The organism is Heyndrickxia sporothermodurans, assembly GCF_003055045.1.
In the GTDB taxonomy this organism is placed as follows: Bacteria; Bacillota; Bacilli; order Bacillales; family Bacillaceae_C; genus Heyndrickxia; species Heyndrickxia sporothermodurans.
Window position 1 is genome coordinate 1 of record NZ_NAZB01000013.1, and the last position, 14,290, is coordinate 14,290.

General features: G+C 35.3%; 20 protein-coding genes. 9 read left to right on the forward strand and 11 right to left on the reverse strand.

Annotated elements, in window-relative coordinates; genetic code table 11:
- Positions 1-203 precede the first annotated feature (203 nt).
- Complete coding sequence (locus tag B5V89_RS05185) at positions 204-500, reverse strand: hypothetical protein (RefSeq protein WP_066232712.1); 297 nt, start codon at positions 498-500, stop codon at positions 204-206.
- A 159-nt stretch (positions 501-659) separates the two neighbouring features.
- Complete coding sequence (locus tag B5V89_RS05190; RefSeq protein ID WP_107921300.1) at positions 660-1,637, reverse strand: ring-cleaving dioxygenase; 978 nt, start codon at positions 1,635-1,637, stop codon at positions 660-662.
- A gap of 194 nt (positions 1,638-1,831) precedes the next feature.
- Between B5V89_RS05190 and B5V89_RS05195 the strand changes: the two genes are divergently transcribed.
- The 8 genes from B5V89_RS05195 to B5V89_RS05230 all read left to right on the forward strand — a co-directional run bounded on the left by B5V89_RS05195 (position 1,832) and on the right by B5V89_RS05230 (position 5,447).
- A complete protein-coding gene (locus B5V89_RS05195; protein WP_181294609.1) occupies positions 1,832-2,317 on the forward strand; it encodes a spore germination protein in 486 nt (161 codons plus the stop codon).
- A 31-nt stretch (positions 2,318-2,348) separates the two neighbouring features.
- A complete protein-coding gene (locus B5V89_RS05200; protein WP_107921298.1) occupies positions 2,349-2,594 on the forward strand; it encodes a hypothetical protein in 246 nt (81 codons plus the stop codon).
- A gap of 142 nt (positions 2,595-2,736) precedes the next feature.
- On the forward strand, positions 2,737-3,144 hold the full coding sequence (locus B5V89_RS05205; RefSeq protein WP_108070780.1) for an Hsp20/alpha crystallin family protein: 408 nt from the start codon (positions 2,737-2,739) through the stop codon (positions 3,142-3,144).
- Between the two features lie 14 nt (positions 3,145-3,158).
- Positions 3,159-3,353 (forward strand): hypothetical protein, encoded by a 195-nt coding sequence (locus B5V89_RS05210; RefSeq protein ID WP_107921296.1) that lies wholly within the window; start codon positions 3,159-3,161, stop codon positions 3,351-3,353.
- Between the two features lie 29 nt (positions 3,354-3,382).
- Positions 3,383-3,739 (forward strand): hypothetical protein, encoded by a 357-nt coding sequence (locus B5V89_RS05215; protein WP_108070782.1) that lies wholly within the window; start codon positions 3,383-3,385, stop codon positions 3,737-3,739.
- Positions 3,732-4,034: a hypothetical protein gene (locus B5V89_RS05220; protein ID WP_373454656.1), complete on the forward strand. Its 303-nt coding sequence runs from the start codon at positions 3,732-3,734 to the stop codon at positions 4,032-4,034. The genes B5V89_RS05215 and B5V89_RS05220 overlap by 8 nt, the downstream gene beginning before the upstream one ends.
- 174 nt (positions 4,035-4,208) lie before the next feature.
- Positions 4,209-4,613 (forward strand): GNAT family N-acetyltransferase, encoded by a 405-nt coding sequence (locus B5V89_RS05225; RefSeq protein ID WP_108070784.1) that lies wholly within the window; start codon positions 4,209-4,211, stop codon positions 4,611-4,613.
- A gap of 288 nt (positions 4,614-4,901) precedes the next feature.
- Positions 4,902-5,447, forward strand: coding sequence for a hypothetical protein (locus B5V89_RS05230; RefSeq protein WP_108070786.1), 546 nt, complete (start codon positions 4,902-4,904; stop codon positions 5,445-5,447).
- A gap of 282 nt (positions 5,448-5,729) precedes the next feature.
- On the opposite strand, the gene B5V89_RS05235 is transcribed toward B5V89_RS05230, so the two are convergent.
- The 9 genes from B5V89_RS05235 to B5V89_RS05280 all read right to left on the reverse strand — a co-directional run bounded on the left by B5V89_RS05235 (position 5,730) and on the right by B5V89_RS05280 (position 12,863).
- Positions 5,730-6,014 (reverse strand): hypothetical protein, encoded by a 285-nt coding sequence (locus B5V89_RS05235; RefSeq protein WP_108070788.1) that lies wholly within the window; start codon positions 6,012-6,014, stop codon positions 5,730-5,732.
- Between the two features lie 396 nt (positions 6,015-6,410).
- The gene (locus B5V89_RS05240; RefSeq protein ID WP_108070790.1) at positions 6,411-7,427 is read right to left on the reverse strand and encodes an oxidoreductase; all 1,017 of its coding nucleotides are present in this window, start codon (positions 7,425-7,427) and stop codon (positions 6,411-6,413) included.
- A gap of 158 nt (positions 7,428-7,585) precedes the next feature.
- Positions 7,586-8,497, reverse strand: coding sequence for a PTS system mannose/fructose/sorbose family transporter subunit IID (locus B5V89_RS05245; protein WP_108070792.1), 912 nt, complete (start codon positions 8,495-8,497; stop codon positions 7,586-7,588).
- A gap of 18 nt (positions 8,498-8,515) precedes the next feature.
- Positions 8,516-9,322 carry a PTS mannose/fructose/sorbose transporter subunit IIC gene (locus B5V89_RS05250; RefSeq protein ID WP_108070793.1) on the reverse strand — a complete coding sequence of 269 codons (807 nt, stop codon included), beginning with the start codon at positions 9,320-9,322 and terminating at the stop codon, positions 8,516-8,518.
- A gap of 35 nt (positions 9,323-9,357) precedes the next feature.
- Positions 9,358-10,329: a mannose/fructose/sorbose PTS transporter subunit IIA gene (locus B5V89_RS05255; RefSeq protein ID WP_108070795.1), complete on the reverse strand. Its 972-nt coding sequence runs from the start codon at positions 10,327-10,329 to the stop codon at positions 9,358-9,360.
- A gap of 441 nt (positions 10,330-10,770) precedes the next feature.
- Positions 10,771-11,142, reverse strand: a complete 372-nt coding sequence (locus B5V89_RS05265; protein WP_108070797.1) for a DUF956 family protein — start codon at positions 11,140-11,142, stop codon at positions 10,771-10,773.
- 246 nt (positions 11,143-11,388) lie between these two features.
- The gene (locus B5V89_RS05270) at positions 11,389-11,607 is read right to left on the reverse strand and encodes a hypothetical protein (RefSeq protein ID WP_108070799.1); all 219 of its coding nucleotides are present in this window, start codon (positions 11,605-11,607) and stop codon (positions 11,389-11,391) included.
- 279 nt (positions 11,608-11,886) lie between these two features.
- The gene (locus B5V89_RS05275; protein WP_066232717.1) at positions 11,887-12,432 is read right to left on the reverse strand and encodes an NADPH-dependent FMN reductase; all 546 of its coding nucleotides are present in this window, start codon (positions 12,430-12,432) and stop codon (positions 11,887-11,889) included.
- Positions 12,429-12,863 carry a MarR family winged helix-turn-helix transcriptional regulator gene (locus B5V89_RS05280; protein WP_066232724.1) on the reverse strand — a complete coding sequence of 145 codons (435 nt, stop codon included), beginning with the start codon at positions 12,861-12,863 and terminating at the stop codon, positions 12,429-12,431. The genes B5V89_RS05275 and B5V89_RS05280 overlap by 4 nt, the downstream gene beginning before the upstream one ends.
- Positions 12,864-13,204: 341 nt before the next feature.
- Here B5V89_RS05280 and fic point away from each other — a divergent pair, with 341 nt between their 5' ends.
- Positions 13,205-13,759: a protein adenylyltransferase Fic gene (fic, locus tag B5V89_RS05285; RefSeq protein ID WP_425319819.1), complete on the forward strand. Its 555-nt coding sequence runs from the start codon at positions 13,205-13,207 to the stop codon at positions 13,757-13,759.
- Positions 13,760-14,290 lie beyond the last annotated feature (531 nt).

The window sequence follows — 14,290 nt, forward strand, 5'->3', positions numbered from 1 at the left end:
ATCTTGGGCTTCATTCCTCCTCTTTGACGACCAAGATTTACTTTCTTCATGCATCTTGGGCTTCATTCCTCCTCTTTGACGACCAAGATTCACTTTTTCTTCTGCTTTCCTTCATGAATCCGCCCGATTCGGAAAATACTATAAAAAAACTCGTCAATTCAATTTGACGAGTTTTTTCCCACTTATAACAATCTCAAAAAATACTAAGCTATTTCAAGTTTTTCTAAAATCCAATCTTGAACGTCATTAATAATATCAATTCCAATTTGAATTTCCGCCAATACAATTCCTTTACCAATAATCTTTAGTGCAGGGGATAATGTCGGTTTTGCCGGATTAATCGCCCATACTACTGTTTCAATCGCTCTAAGAGGAACGCGGACATTATTAATTAATCCACTGCTCATTAAATAGCCGTTTTCAATCGTAATTTTATTTTTCTTCCATAAATATTCCATATTTGATTCAGTTAATACGTTACTGCCATCAAGATATGCCATAATAAATTCCACCTTTATTTCATTGATTAATGAAATTCATTCAACATGCATACCATAACACCTTTGAAATCAACTTGTAAATACCTAATTTTTGGATTAAGAAAAACGGTTCTTTGTCAACACATTTTGTTCGACAAAAACCGCTTCCCTTTCCCACTATTATTCCTTTTTAAATTCCTTTGTACTTCTTACCGTATCAATTGGACGAACTAATTTTTCTATTTCTTCTCGTTTCGGTTCTAAGAATGGTGGCAGCGATAGTTTTTCACCAAGCGTTTCGTACGGCTCGTCCCCCATAAATCCAGGACCATCTGTCGCAAATTCAAACAATATTTGTGGAGCCACATTCGCGTATAATGATTCGAAAAAGTGGCGATTCACATAGCCCGAAATTGGGAATCTAAAGGATTCCATGCGCTTAATCCATTCATCCAGTACTGAACGGTCTTCAACACGGAAGGCAGCATGGTGAACCGTCCCATAGCCTTGTTGACCGCGAGGCAAAATCACATTATGCTCCACAATCACTTGGGCACCGTTTCCACCTTCTCCTACTTCAAAAAGATGGAACGAACCTTCTTTAGCAATTTCTTTGAACAGAAGAACTTTTTCCATCACTTCTTTAAAATAGTCAAATTCTGCAATCCGGACGAAAATTGGGCCTAAACCAGTAATTGCATATTCTAATGGGATTGGTCCTTTTTGCCAAGGTGTTCCGGATTTGACTCCTTTATTATTTTCATCAGAAATCAGTTGATAATGTTGATCATCAAAATCGACAAATGACAATGTCTTTTTGCCAAATTGTTCTTCAATACCGGTATGCTTCACTTCTAAACGATCAAAACGTTTAACCCAATAATCCAATGCTGCATCACTTGGAACACGAAAAGAGGTTTTTGCAATCTCATTTGTACCGTGAACACCTTTTGGAATGCCTGGAAAATCAAAGAATGTCATATCGGTCCCTGCACTGCCGATATCATCGGCAAAAAATAAATGATACGTTTGAATATCATCTTGATTGACTGTTTTCTTTACTAAACGCATCCCTAATACATAAGTGAAAAACTCATAATTCTTTTCAGCACTGCTTGTTATTGCCGTAACATGGTGTATACCTTTTAGCTGGTTCATTTTTCTTCCTCCATTAGTACATATTGTATTTGAAATGTTATTTTTTATTAATTATCTCGAATTCGAGATAAATATATCATAGATTGTTTTTATCTGTCAAAGAATGAAAATACAACTGATGATAACGTTTGGAACTCTTTTTCGATAATATTCATATCCTTTAGTGATGAACGTTTTCCTAAGGAATGATATATATGGTTCGTAAAAGAATGAAAATGCGGGTAATGGTCAATCAAATATGCGTCAATTCAGTCGATACGGCTTTCGGAATTTTTGTCGGGACAAATTATGCGAATAATTGGTCTTCCCATCGTAAAAATAACTATGGTTTTGGATCTTTAAGCCATTCTCAAGTTTCCAATAACTTTAGTCAAATCATTGATAATGATTTAGTGGATACCCCTATTAATAGCCAATCTTATCACTTAATGGATCAACAGATGGAAAGGAATAATAATCAGTTCGATATCGGAGAGATTAATATAAATGTGTTAGAATCCAATTCAGCATTAACGATTGGCGATAATTCCTTAAATGGCTGGAGTTCACATAGCAAACGAAATGTTGGGCAAGGGAAATTAATTGGCGCGATTAATAATACCAACAATAGAAACTCCATTGCTGACAGTGATATGATCGACTCCACAATCACGAATTCCAATATTGGCATTCCAACCTAGCCAGATTCAAATATTAAAGGAGGGGAGCTTTTTGGCAATACCCTTTGCGATAGGTTCAATCAATGTAAATTCACAAAACACGAATGCAACTATTTCTATTGGTCAAAATCAATTACCCGGCTGGGCTGCGCATAGAAAGACAAATAACGGACAAGGTATTCAAGCCGGACTCTTTTTGAATACGGCGAATGGCACGGTTATTATCGATACTGATCTACTGGATGGTCAAATGAATAACGCAAATATAACACCTAGTGCCCAAGGTCAAACGGTGTAAGAAAAGTTAAAAGCGCCTTGTTTAACCCCGACAAGCAAATGATAAGTATTGATTACAACGTAATCGATACTTTTTTTATTTGAGCATGACCGCCAATACCAATACATATATATAGAAAGATAACGAATTAAAGGAGTTCAAAATGGGGCGCAAAAAACGCTATCATTCCGATGTAAAGCAAAAGTTAGGATCGAATTTTTCTGAACTTTTATCAGAAATTGCTCCTTTTATCGGCCCGCGTCTAGACATATATGAAACGAATGATACCTTTTTTATAACTGCAGATGTTGCCGGCATCAAGAAAGAAGACCTCTCCGTAAAATTACAGGATAAAACGTTAATAATAGCTGGAGCCATTCCAGATCACTTTCATAGTGAAACAGTACGGGTTTTTTCGCAGGAACGGTACTATGGACCTTTCCAAAAAAAAATTTCTCTTCCAAAGGACTGTCTCCTGCATCAATTACAAGCAAACCTCGAGAATGGGATCTTATTTATCCAAATTCCATTAGTTGATCATTCAGGACCGGAAGAAGAAATTGTTTTTTAACGAGGAGGTATATTATGACCTTACTTAAATACAGTTCTTTAAAAATAAATAAAATAGCAGCTTCTTCAGGATTTTTTATCGGAACGAATATTCAAAAAGGCAGAGTGAATAGCACGATTCAAAATGAGGGTTTTGGTCACATAAACGGCAAGAGTGCTAAAGTGAGAGGGAATGTTGGAATCGTTGAAAACAAATCAACGAACGATTAAAATGTTTTTTCTTAAAAGGATTTGAACATATGGATAAAACTAATATTGTTAAACAAATTGAGGAATTGTCCAAAAAAATAAATGCTTTTGAAAAAGTATTACAAGAAAAAAACACGGCATCTATCCATGTTCAAATAGATATTCAAGACTTACATTTAAAGGAATTGAACCTTGAGGAGCTTGCCTTTCACCTTGATAAACTTGATATTCAAGACTTAAGCGGCATGTTAAATCTCGGAAACACGTTTTCACCCACTGTTCATGCGAAAATGAAAACAAAAAAATCCACATCGAAACAACAAAAAGAAAAAGACATTGAAATTAAAATAAATGGAAAACTTACTCCTTATTCGATTAAAAACGGAAAGGAAGATGATAGTGAATAGATTTTCTCCTTCTTTTTTCATCGGTACCATCTCCATAGGAACGGTTGAAGGTGCATCATGTGTCAACCTCGGAAATAATCTTCCGAGCGGATTTGTGAATTATAAGAAGCAAAACCAAGGTTTTGGATCGATTTCCGGGGATCATACAGACATTCATGATATTCTAGCTACTTTAGAGGAGAAAGACATTAAAGATGTCTTTCACTATGATCCGGAGGAAGATCAAGCTGTTCCACAACATATTGCTCAACTAGCTGAGGCAATGGTGGACAGTGATTTAGAGATTGAGGAATAGATGGAGTCGGATGAGATTCAAGTGGATGTTTAATTTTTAAATAAGGTAATGAAGGAATTTTAGTTTTTATGTAGAAATTATTTTGTAGTACTTAAATACTTGGAGGTTATCCTTTGTTACTTTACTTTTGATCTGTATCAACTCTTAGAAAAATAAATTAGGAGCTGATATAGGATGATATACACAAACTCACTAGACAGTATAACTACTGATATGTTAAACGGTTTTTTCGTTGATTGGCCAGATCCACCAAATACACAAACTCACTTAAAGTTGTTAAAGAATAGCAGCAACGTAATTATTGCGCTTGATGATACGACTAATGATGTCGTCGGATTTATTACCGCTATAAGCGATGGGCTGCTCTCTGCCTACATTCCCTTTCTTGAGGTTTTACCAGAATACAAAAACCAAGGAATAGGCAAAGAATTGGTGAATCGGATGATGAAAGAACTATCTGACATCTACATGATTGATTTATGCTGTGATGATGACTTAGTCTCTTATTATGAAGGGTTTAGCATGATGAAAACGAATGGGATGATTGTCAGGAATTATCATAGGCAAGCTGGAAGATAAGTACCTTTTTATATATTGAAAAGCTAAAACAAGGGAACTCCAAATGGCTAAGGAGTTCCCTTGTTTATAATGTAGTTGGTTTACTCAGATCCGTGTAAAATCTTTTTTTAACTAAACATCATCAATTCTGGTTAGTTCTCGTCATTCGTTTTTTCCTAAACTTTAAAAAAGAGATCTCCGTACTGTATCTTTGTTAATTAGACGATCTTTAGTTCATAGTATTGAAAATATAAGGTTTTTATCTTAAAATTTTCCCATTGGCATAATTTTATAAAAAGGGGGAACATTATGAATTTAGTTGAGTTTAATGAGTTTGCAAAAGAAAGGATTTTACAGGCTGTAATAACAGTAGAAGGTAAAAAGTTCCCAATTGCTCCAATAAAATATCCGCCTCTATGCTACCTTTATTTAGATGATCTTTCAATAAAAATCAAAGAACAGTCATCATTTTTGTTGCTAACAAAGAAAAAGTTAGTAGGAGAAATAAAATATAAAGACATTCAAAGCGTAAAAGTTTCTGCAGTTCATAAATTAAGCAATTTTGTTAGCTTTGCTGTAGGTAAAGTACTTTTCCCAGAATTTGTGTTTATTTTAAAGGACGGTAATATATTTCACTTTGATTGTGAAAGTTTAAATGTAATCCCAGGTGTAATTAGACAATTAACAAAGAAGAAAGTCAAAATTTATGACCCACTAGAAATAGTTGACAAGTTCAAAAAAGGATCTACGGATGAAGAATTTCTTCAAGATCTAGGTGTATATATTGAAGAAGTAGTCAAAAAGAAGGGAATTGATTTACTTCGTAAAAGTAGTAAACCAAATATGCAAAAATGAAATTTCCCCTAAAAAAACAAAAAACACTCATAAACTATTTTTATTTTTAGCATATGCTGTTTTATAGTACAAAATATAAAATTGTTAGTGAAATCACGGTCATATCAGCAATTGAATTAACAAGCTAATTGGCATAATAATTGACAAATAAAATGCTCAGAGCGTATAAACTCAGAGCATTTTTCAATATATTTGGTTATTCAACTTAATGCCTTCGTTTGTTATACATAATGACTTACCCACAACCATTGCATATTATATAAATGATGTGACAATAAGTAATTATTTTTTATATTTTAGTTCTAAAAGTATAGGTGTTATATTTAGTAAGATAGAAATAATTGTCAAAAACCATAATGCCTTTTCCATAGTAGGCACAACATCCAATAAAGCTGACCAATCTTCGCCTTTTACCCAGTTAGATACAAGGCTATGTTCTGTACAGAGTGTCAATGCTGTAAATGATAATCCCATTGCCATCGCAAGTTTATAATTTTTCCCTGTATTATACATATAAATATTTATAAAAGTTGCTACTATGGCAATAAGTCCTAATATTAACCACATAATTATGCCTCCATTACCTAATATATTAAAAGGTCCAGCTATCCTATTTTGAAATCCTGTCTCGTTAGTTGAATAACATTTCTCTTTATTTTAACAGAACTATCTAAAAAATCTATTTTTATAAATAAGAAAATCGGTTAAAGGCTTTGCACAGTTTTAACTTATGAATTAGCAAAGGTACATAAACTTCTGTCACCTTGTTAAAAGAGGTGGATTTAGGGTCCTAAATTACTCATACTTACCTTAATTATCCCATTAAGACAATAAAAAGAAGCAGTCAAATTCATATGCGAATTCGACTGCTAATAATGTGTTATTTAACTTTTTGTACTCGAAAACAAAACCCGTTAATTTTATTTGAATAGTTTTTTTGGATAACAAGCTTTTTTTACACATTTACTTTAAGTTTTTAACGCCAGTTTCTAATATTTCCATTTGCAGCACTGTCTGTTCGTCTGTAATGGTTTTATCTTTTCCATTTATGATGGCTTCATATAAATCATCATAAACCCGTCCATAGTCGCCGTTAACGGATTTCACTTTTTCTTCGTGGATTGTACCTTCTTCATCAATATATGTTAGTACACCATAATGATTTATTGTATCTATTCCAAAATCTTTGTTGTCTGGCATGTAAAATAATTTTAGATGTTCTTCCTGACGATCTTTCGTTTCTTTTACAAAGCATCCCTTTTTGCCATAAACGACGAAGCTTGGTCTTTCTTTAAGTCTAAAATAGCTGGATTTTACAGAAACCTTTAACTTACCATAATATAAATCTAAATCAAAATAATCATTCATTCTTCCTTGTCCTAATAATTGCCTTACATCATAATGGATATCGTCCGGCTTGCCAAAATAGCTGATTACCTGATCCAGTGTATGACAGCCATGTCCATATAAAAATGACGATACAGGATCAAAAGAATGAACAGATTCTGGTACTTCGGGACGGTAATAGTCATAATGCATTTCCACTTCAAGCAAGTCCCCTAATTTCCCCTCTTCAATGACCTTTTGAACGGTTAAAAAATCACTATCAAAGCGTCTATTTTGATACGCCTGAACAATTAATCCTTTCTCTTTTGCCATTGCAAATATTTCTTTTGCCTGATCTGAGGTTTCCATAAAAGGCTTTTCAACCAAACAGTTTTTATTATGTTCTAATACTAATTTTGCGTATTCATAATGACTGTCCGTTTTTGTGCAAATCACAATGAGTTGAATGTCCTTATCATTTAATAATTCATCTAAATCAGAAGTATATTTTACTCCTGCAATCCTATCCCAGCTTTCATGCTTAGGATTTCTTTGATAAATTGTTTTCACCTTTATATTGTCCCTCTGAAGTACGAAGGGTAGATGATATCTGTTCGTGCTTTTCCCATTTCCAATATAACCGATAGTAAGCATAGCAACCCCCTAAAATATATATTATATTTCAATAATACATTCAACCCGTGTTTTTTGCGATTAATCGGACTTCAAAACAAGCTACAATTTTGTTATGTTGTATGAAAAGCACCTCCTTGCATCATCATACTAGGAGGTGCTGCTTTATTTATATTTTATTACATTAAGTGGATTAAGTGGAAGACAATACCTACCACGAACAAACCAAGAATCATTACGATTGGAGAAACTTTCTTTTTAAGCAACCACATACAAAGAAGTGTTATCGCAAGTCCTGCTAAACCAGGAATTAAGCTATCCAAGTTGTTTTGTAAAGTAGTTACTTTAACAGGGTCTAATGCAAGACCACCTGCTTGCTGTTCCAACGCAGTTTTAATCCCTTGCGCTCCAGAAGGTAATTTATCCCAGTCAATATAAGCACCTTCGCTAAGTTTAACTTTAGATACAACTGGTGTGAATTTTACAGTTACCCAACGGTTAACTAATGCACCAAGGATGAACATCCCCAGAATTGATGCACCTTTCGTAATATCTTGAAGTAATCCTCCAGATAAATCGTCCGTAATTTTTGAACCAGCTTTGTAACCAAATTCTTGCGTATACCAAGTGAATCCCATACGAATAAGATTCCATAAAACGAAGAAAATAATTGGCCCAAGTATGTTACCGGTTAAAGCAAGAGAAGCCCCTAACGCACCTAGGATTGGTCTAACCGTGAACCAGAAAACTGGATCCCCGATACCAGCTAAAGGTCCCATCATACCAACTTTAACCCCTTGAATGGCTGTGTCGTCAACCGGCGCACCGTTTGCACGTTCTTCTTCAAGCGCTAAGGTTACACCAATAATTGGTGAAGCTATATATGGGTGAGTATTAAAGAACTCTAAGTGACGCTTTAGTGCTGCAGCACGTTCTTCTTTTGATTTATATAATTTCTTGATTGCGGGAATCATTGAAAATGCCCAGCCACCGTTTTGCATACGTTCATAGTTCCAAGAACCTTGAAGGAAAGTGGAACGCCACCAAACAGAAATACGATCTTTTTTGGATAATCTTAATTCTTTTTCCATTTCTATTTCCCCTCCCTCTTAGTAATTATCAATAATATCGCCTAGTGGATCACCAGTGTTTCCGTTTCCGCCATTACCTGAACCGCCTCGTTTGGAAAGGCTTATATAGATAAGTGCAAGAGCCACACCGATAGCACCAAGTCCGATAAGTGTAATTTGTGAAACAGTCGCTAATACGAAACCGATTGCGAAGAATGGCCATACTTCTTTTGTAGCCATCATGTTAATAACCATTGCATAACCAACGGCTACGACCATTCCCCCACCGATTGCTAAACCGTCAGTCAACCAAGCTGGCATCGATGTGAGCAGGTCTCTAACTGGTGCTGCACCAATTGCTATGATTAATATTGCTGGGATGGCAATACGTAACCCTTGTAAACAGATAGCCACGATGTGCCAAAATTGAACTTTGCCGATGTTTCCTTCTTTCGCTGCAGCATCCATCAAATGGACTAATGCTGTTGCAATCGTACGAACGATGATTGTTAATAATAAACCCGCAACGGCAAGCGGAACAGCGATTGCAATTGCCGAAGAAACACCTTCTTTACCTTGTCCACTTAAAACTAAAATAATTGCAGATGCAACTGATGCTAGCGCAGCATCCGGTGCTACGGCAGCTCCGATGTTTGCCCAACCTAAAGCGATTAGTTGAAGCGTACCACCTAAGATAAGACATGGTACCAAGTTTCCTGTTACTAAGCCGATTAACGTACAAGCAATGAGTGGTTGGTGGAATTGGAACTCATCCAAGATTCCTTCCATACCAGCTAAAAATGCTACGATAACGACTAAGATTATTTGAATCATATTCAAATCCATGATTATTAATCCTCCGTCCTCTTTGATATTTAGGATTATTTTTGTCTATTTAACTCATCTTGAGCCTTTTTGATAATTTCGCCCATGTCGCCTTTTGTATCGTTCGGAACTTTACGTACATCGAAATTCACACCAAGTTCTTTTAACTTAGCAAAAGTATCAATATCATCTTGGTTAAAAGCCAACACTTTATTCGGTTGAACTTTACCAGGTGAGTGGGCCATAGAACCAACGTTGATTGTTTTCAATGGAACGCCACCTTCAACCGCTCTAAGTGCATCTTGCGGGTTTTCAAAAAGAAGTAACGCGCGCTGACCACCGAAGTGTTGATCATCTTTTGCAAGTTCGATCATTTTATTGATAGGAACGACGTGTGCCTTTACACCTGGAGGAGCAGCTTGTTGGATCAATTTCTTACGAAGATCATCCTTCGCAACTGCATCAGAAACAACGATGATACGTGTAGGCTGTGTCGTTTTTGTCCAAGCAGTCGCTACTTGTCCATGAAGAAGACGTGAATCGATACGTGCTAACACGTATTCAAATTTACCAGGTGCACCTGCATTTGATGGTTTAGCAGCAGTAGCAACAGGTGCCGTCGCTGGTTCTAATTGTTCAGGTCTTACTTTAACCCCTTCTTTAGCCGGAGCCAAAATATTTGCGGCAATTTCATGGGCTGTGTTCATTGAGAAGCGCGATGCAAAAGCTTCTATCAACATTGGTAAGTTCATACCGGCAACGATTGCCCATTTGTCTTTGTGTTCTTCAAACAAGCTGTTGGCTTGGTTGAAAGGAGTTCCACCCCAAAGATCGACTAAGAATAATACTTCGTCTTGGTTGTCGAAAGAGGCGATTGCTTCTTTCATTTTTGCCTTTACATCGTCAGGTCCTTCGCTCGGCATCAATGTAACTGCTTTTACATTTTCTTGTTTTCCAAAGATCATCTCTCCAGATTGCAAGATACCATTAGCGAATTCACCGTGACTAGCAATGATAATTCCTACCATCTTTTTACCTCCTCTATTATTATTGTTACAGCTATATAAATATGGTAAGCTTAGCTGTATTTTTTCAGCTCATCTAAAGCGGTTACAGTTTCAACAAGAAAATAATAAAAAAGGCATGAGCAAAAAGTCGATTAAATGAAGATATGGGTATAGAATGCCCCTGATTCTTCATTCCAATCAATACTTTTCACTCATGCCTGATCGAATCAGTAACACGTAAAAATAATGACGATGGCTATTAAATTTATTTTGTAAACGCTCTATTGTTGAATAAACAGCTTCTTCATCACTTTAATGAGCTTCCATAGAATATTATAGCATACGGAATATTCATCTTTCAAGAGGGAAGATCGGAAATTTTTTTATAATTAGTGACCGTTTATCCGTTGCCATATCCATCCATAAAAAGACAAGTTCTAATCTGTCTTGAATGTAAAACGATTACTTTTTTAATTTCCTCTTCAAGCCGCGTTTGACAACATCAAAGAAGCTTAAAGATTGAACCATATGATCCGGATCAATGTATTCACGAATTGCTCGCAAAACTTTTTTTGGATCTTTAGAAGAAAATGTATACATCCCATTTCGCTTCGTTTGAAAGGCATAACGTGGGATCCATTTCCCTTTGAACATGACTGAAGCGATTACGTAATCAACTTCTTCCCAAGGAATTTGAATAAACTTACGAGCATCACGATTATTGAAGAATTCAAATCCTTTGTCTCCGATCATAATTTTACCATAATCTGCAATTCCCATATGTGAGGTTGCATTAATAACTAAATCGACTTTTGTATTGATTGATTGGACCATTCGATTTCCTCACTTCTTTCTTTTAATAAAAATTATTATACCTTTTTTTTCACTTTAAGCAAAAAGCATTTGGGAAAAGTTCAAGTATTTTTTTTAAATTATAATAGACCGATTAATTGCTAGAATTCTGTCTTCATCCTACATAGGCGTTTTTAATTTATTACTCTCTATTCACATTTCCTTTATTTGTGATACATGTTCAACCATAAAAAATCCTTTTTAATCGATGATCATTGATACTCATAATTATGCGCCCCGTCTATGATGTCTTATAGGAGCAATCGATAAAACGTTACTTATTTTAAACGTTCGAGACTGCCTACGAGTGAAGCAATATGCCTTAAACGATTCTTCACCTATTCTTTCCGCACGAATAATACGTTGTGTAATCTCACCTTTTGCAGATAAATAAATCATTTCTAAATGCTCCCCAGTTGTTGCAGACTTTAAAAGTAATCCCTTCATTGATTGACCCTCCTAAAACACAAACTTATGTTCTTATTATATCCGAACATTAGTTCTTTATTCAATCAAAAAAATTAGCCATTGAAGGCTAATTGTGGGACATTTTCTTTTCTTTAGTAATTGGCGAAACAACTAGTGATTTTCGTATGCTTTTCCTTTGGAATTACCATATAATTTTCTAATTTTAAATTTCCAACATATGATGGGTGTAACTCAATCATTGTTGTGTCATGCCTTAACTGTCTAACAAAAATATATCCCCTAAAAGTTTCTATATTCTTAATTAGAAGCTTTTATATGATCAACAAATTTATCCACAACACCATCCAAAAATCCAAGTGTCATGTCGTCAACTAGCTGACCTGATTGTTCATCGAATTTTTGAGAGGCAAAGTTAATTAGTACTTCGTTGCCGCTAGGTGGAAGTAATTTAGCTTGGAGACCTGTAAGGATTTCGCGCAAGTGTAGTTGTGCGCGAAGTGTTCCTGCCATTCCAATACTAACGCCAGCAGCCATCACTGGTTTACCGATGAATACTTTCTCGACTCTTGAAGCCCAATCGATTGCATTCTTTAATACACCTGGGATTGACCAATTGTATTCTGGAGTGATGATAATAACCCCATCCGCATTTGCAATTGACTCTTTGAATTCCTTTACAGACTTTGGTGGGTTATTTTCTTCATCTTGGTCATAATGAGGCAATGAACGGATATCAGCAATTTCAATGTTCATTTTTTCTTTGTAACGTTCTTGCATCGTTTTCGCAAGTTGCATGTTATAAGATTCTTTTCGGATACTTCCCACAATTGTAACGATATTCATGAATGATAATCTCCTTTAATATTATTAATAATTTTCGTGATGAGCTTTTGCAGTTCGTTGACCTCTTCTTCCGTCATCCCTTTAGTTAAAGTGTCGCGCATTTTTTGTTGAACGGGTTCAACTAAATGTGCAAGCCGTTTGCCTTCTTCCGTTAGATGAACTTTAAAGGTCCGTTTATCTGAAGGGTCATCGACTTTTTTGATAAAGCCCTTTCCTTCCAAGCTCGCGATCATGCGTGCAATGTTCGCTTTATCCTTGTTAAGATGGGACACAAGTTCAGTCGACGAAATTCCATCTTCGTTCCAAAGCATCCTCATGATTAGATTTTGCTCCGGAGCAAGATTGTAAGGCTCCAAATGTTTTCTAACATAACTTGTAATCGTCAAATCAGCATTACGAATTAAAACCCCAACGTTATCATCTAAGTTCAAAAGGTTAGGAACCTCCTTTATTTTGTTGACTAAACAACATTGACATATCAACTATATCTATTAGTAAAATCTTTGTCAAATCAATTGTTTCTTTTTGCTGGATGTGGACAATTTTTTCTATCAAATGTAAATTTTATGGTTAGACATTTACACTGTTTCCAAATCCTCATTCGCGCTTAAATTCCAATAACCATATGGTATACTATAGATACCTACAGATAATTTTTAGCGTGGAAAAAATTTATGTTTCAAAATATATTGGTTTTATAAAGAGAGGAAGGAGTGGTAACGTGGCCCTAGACAATAAACTTGGAATTAGCAATCAGGTTGAACTCAACCGAATGGAAGAAAAAATATCGAAGCAAAAAGCGAAACAACTCTTTGACTCAGGTGATATTCATTCTATTGAAGTAGGAACTTATAAAGGCTTAAGCGATATTCATACCTATCTCTTTGAAGATATCTATGATTTTGCCGGAAAATTGCGTGATATAAATATAGCTAAGGGAAATTTCCGATTTGCTCCAGTTATGTATCTAAAACATTCTATGGATTATATAGACAAGATGCCTCAAAACTCCTTCGACGAGATTATTGAAAAATACGTTGAAATGAATATCGCTCACCCATTTCGTGAGGGTAACGGCAGAAGCGCCAGAATTTGGCTTGATCTGATGCTAAAGTTTGAGATTCAAAAAGTTATTGACTGGAATTTAGTCGATAAAGAGGACTATCTAATGGCTATGGAACGCAGTCCGGTGAAAGATATTGAAATTAAACATATCTTAAAAAAAGCCTTGTCAGATAAAATTAATGATAGAGAAATATTCATGAAGGGAATAGACGTAAGTTACTATTACGAGGGATATTCCGAATACGATATAGAAGAATTATGAGCACTCCCCACTTAATTTCTGCGAAATTTGATGTGGGGTTTCTGTGGTATCGAATTCAAGCGATGATAAACCAACAGTGGAGTTAACACATCGGTGTGCTAAAACACCCAGCCCTAAACGATTATGTGATATTACTACTTTAATAAGCAAGTAAAATCGCAACCTAAAAAACATTTTGACTATTGTTGTTGTCAACGTGCTAACTACTATGTTAATTCATATGCTAATTGGTATGTTGACTTTTTTACTTCAGTAGTTAATTAATGTCCTCTTTGAGCAACCATTAAAAATAAGCGAATATTTTCCGGTTATACAGCAGAATAGAGCTTGGTTCGAAGAACATAAGCGGAGGTTTTCCGATTAAGCAAAGAAAAATTACCCATTTTCACGTTTTTTGAGTTAATAGTCGGAATTCTTCCGTCTATTTTAGCAATTTTCAGCGTTATTTTCTAATTAAGAGAACTTTCTCCGCTTATTTATCAAACTCGATTTCGCGTCTAATGAGCTTGTACAATTTCTCCTTTAAAAACA

Bases quoted from the DNA above. Each gene is read 5' to 3' on its own strand.
- B5V89_RS05275 (WP_066232717.1), bottom strand. From the start codon at position 12,432: ATGAATATCGTTACAATTGTGGGAAGTATCCGAAAAGAATCTTATAAC.
- B5V89_RS05250 (WP_108070793.1), bottom strand. From the start codon at position 9,322: ATGGATTTGAATATGATTCAAATAATCTTAGTCGTTATCGTAGCATTT.
- B5V89_RS05245 (WP_108070792.1), bottom strand. From the start codon at position 8,497: ATGGAAAAAGAATTAAGATTATCCAAAAAAGATCGTATTTCTGTTTGG.
- B5V89_RS05235 (WP_108070788.1), bottom strand. From the start codon at position 6,014: ATGTGGTTAATATTAGGACTTATTGCCATAGTAGCAACTTTTATAAAT.
- B5V89_RS05190 (WP_107921300.1), bottom strand. From the start codon at position 1,637: ATGAACCAGCTAAAAGGTATACACCATGTTACGGCAATAACAAGCAGT.
- B5V89_RS05265 (WP_108070797.1), bottom strand. From the start codon at position 11,142: ATGGTCCAATCAATCAATACAAAAGTCGATTTAGTTATTAATGCAACC.
- fic (WP_425319819.1), top strand. From the start codon at position 13,205: ATGGAAGAAAAAATATCGAAGCAAAAAGCGAAACAACTCTTTGACTCA.
- B5V89_RS05270 (WP_108070799.1), bottom strand. From the start codon at position 11,607: ATGAAGGGATTACTTTTAAAGTCTGCAACAACTGGGGAGCATTTAGAA.
- B5V89_RS05225 (WP_108070784.1), top strand. From the start codon at position 4,209: ATGATATACACAAACTCACTAGACAGTATAACTACTGATATGTTAAAC.
- B5V89_RS05205 (WP_108070780.1), top strand. From the start codon at position 2,737: ATGGGGCGCAAAAAACGCTATCATTCCGATGTAAAGCAAAAGTTAGGA.
- B5V89_RS05210 (WP_107921296.1), top strand. From the start codon at position 3,159: ATGACCTTACTTAAATACAGTTCTTTAAAAATAAATAAAATAGCAGCT.
- B5V89_RS05185 (WP_066232712.1), bottom strand. From the start codon at position 500: ATGGCATATCTTGATGGCAGTAACGTATTAACTGAATCAAATATGGAA.
- B5V89_RS05240 (WP_108070790.1), bottom strand. From the start codon at position 7,427: ATGCTTACTATCGGTTATATTGGAAATGGGAAAAGCACGAACAGATAT.
- B5V89_RS05195 (WP_181294609.1), top strand. From the start codon at position 1,832: ATGGTTCGTAAAAGAATGAAAATGCGGGTAATGGTCAATCAAATATGC.
- B5V89_RS05230 (WP_108070786.1), top strand. From the start codon at position 4,902: ATGAATTTAGTTGAGTTTAATGAGTTTGCAAAAGAAAGGATTTTACAG.
- B5V89_RS05215 (WP_108070782.1), top strand. From the start codon at position 3,383: ATGGATAAAACTAATATTGTTAAACAAATTGAGGAATTGTCCAAAAAA.
- B5V89_RS05255 (WP_108070795.1), bottom strand. From the start codon at position 10,329: ATGGTAGGAATTATCATTGCTAGTCACGGTGAATTCGCTAATGGTATC.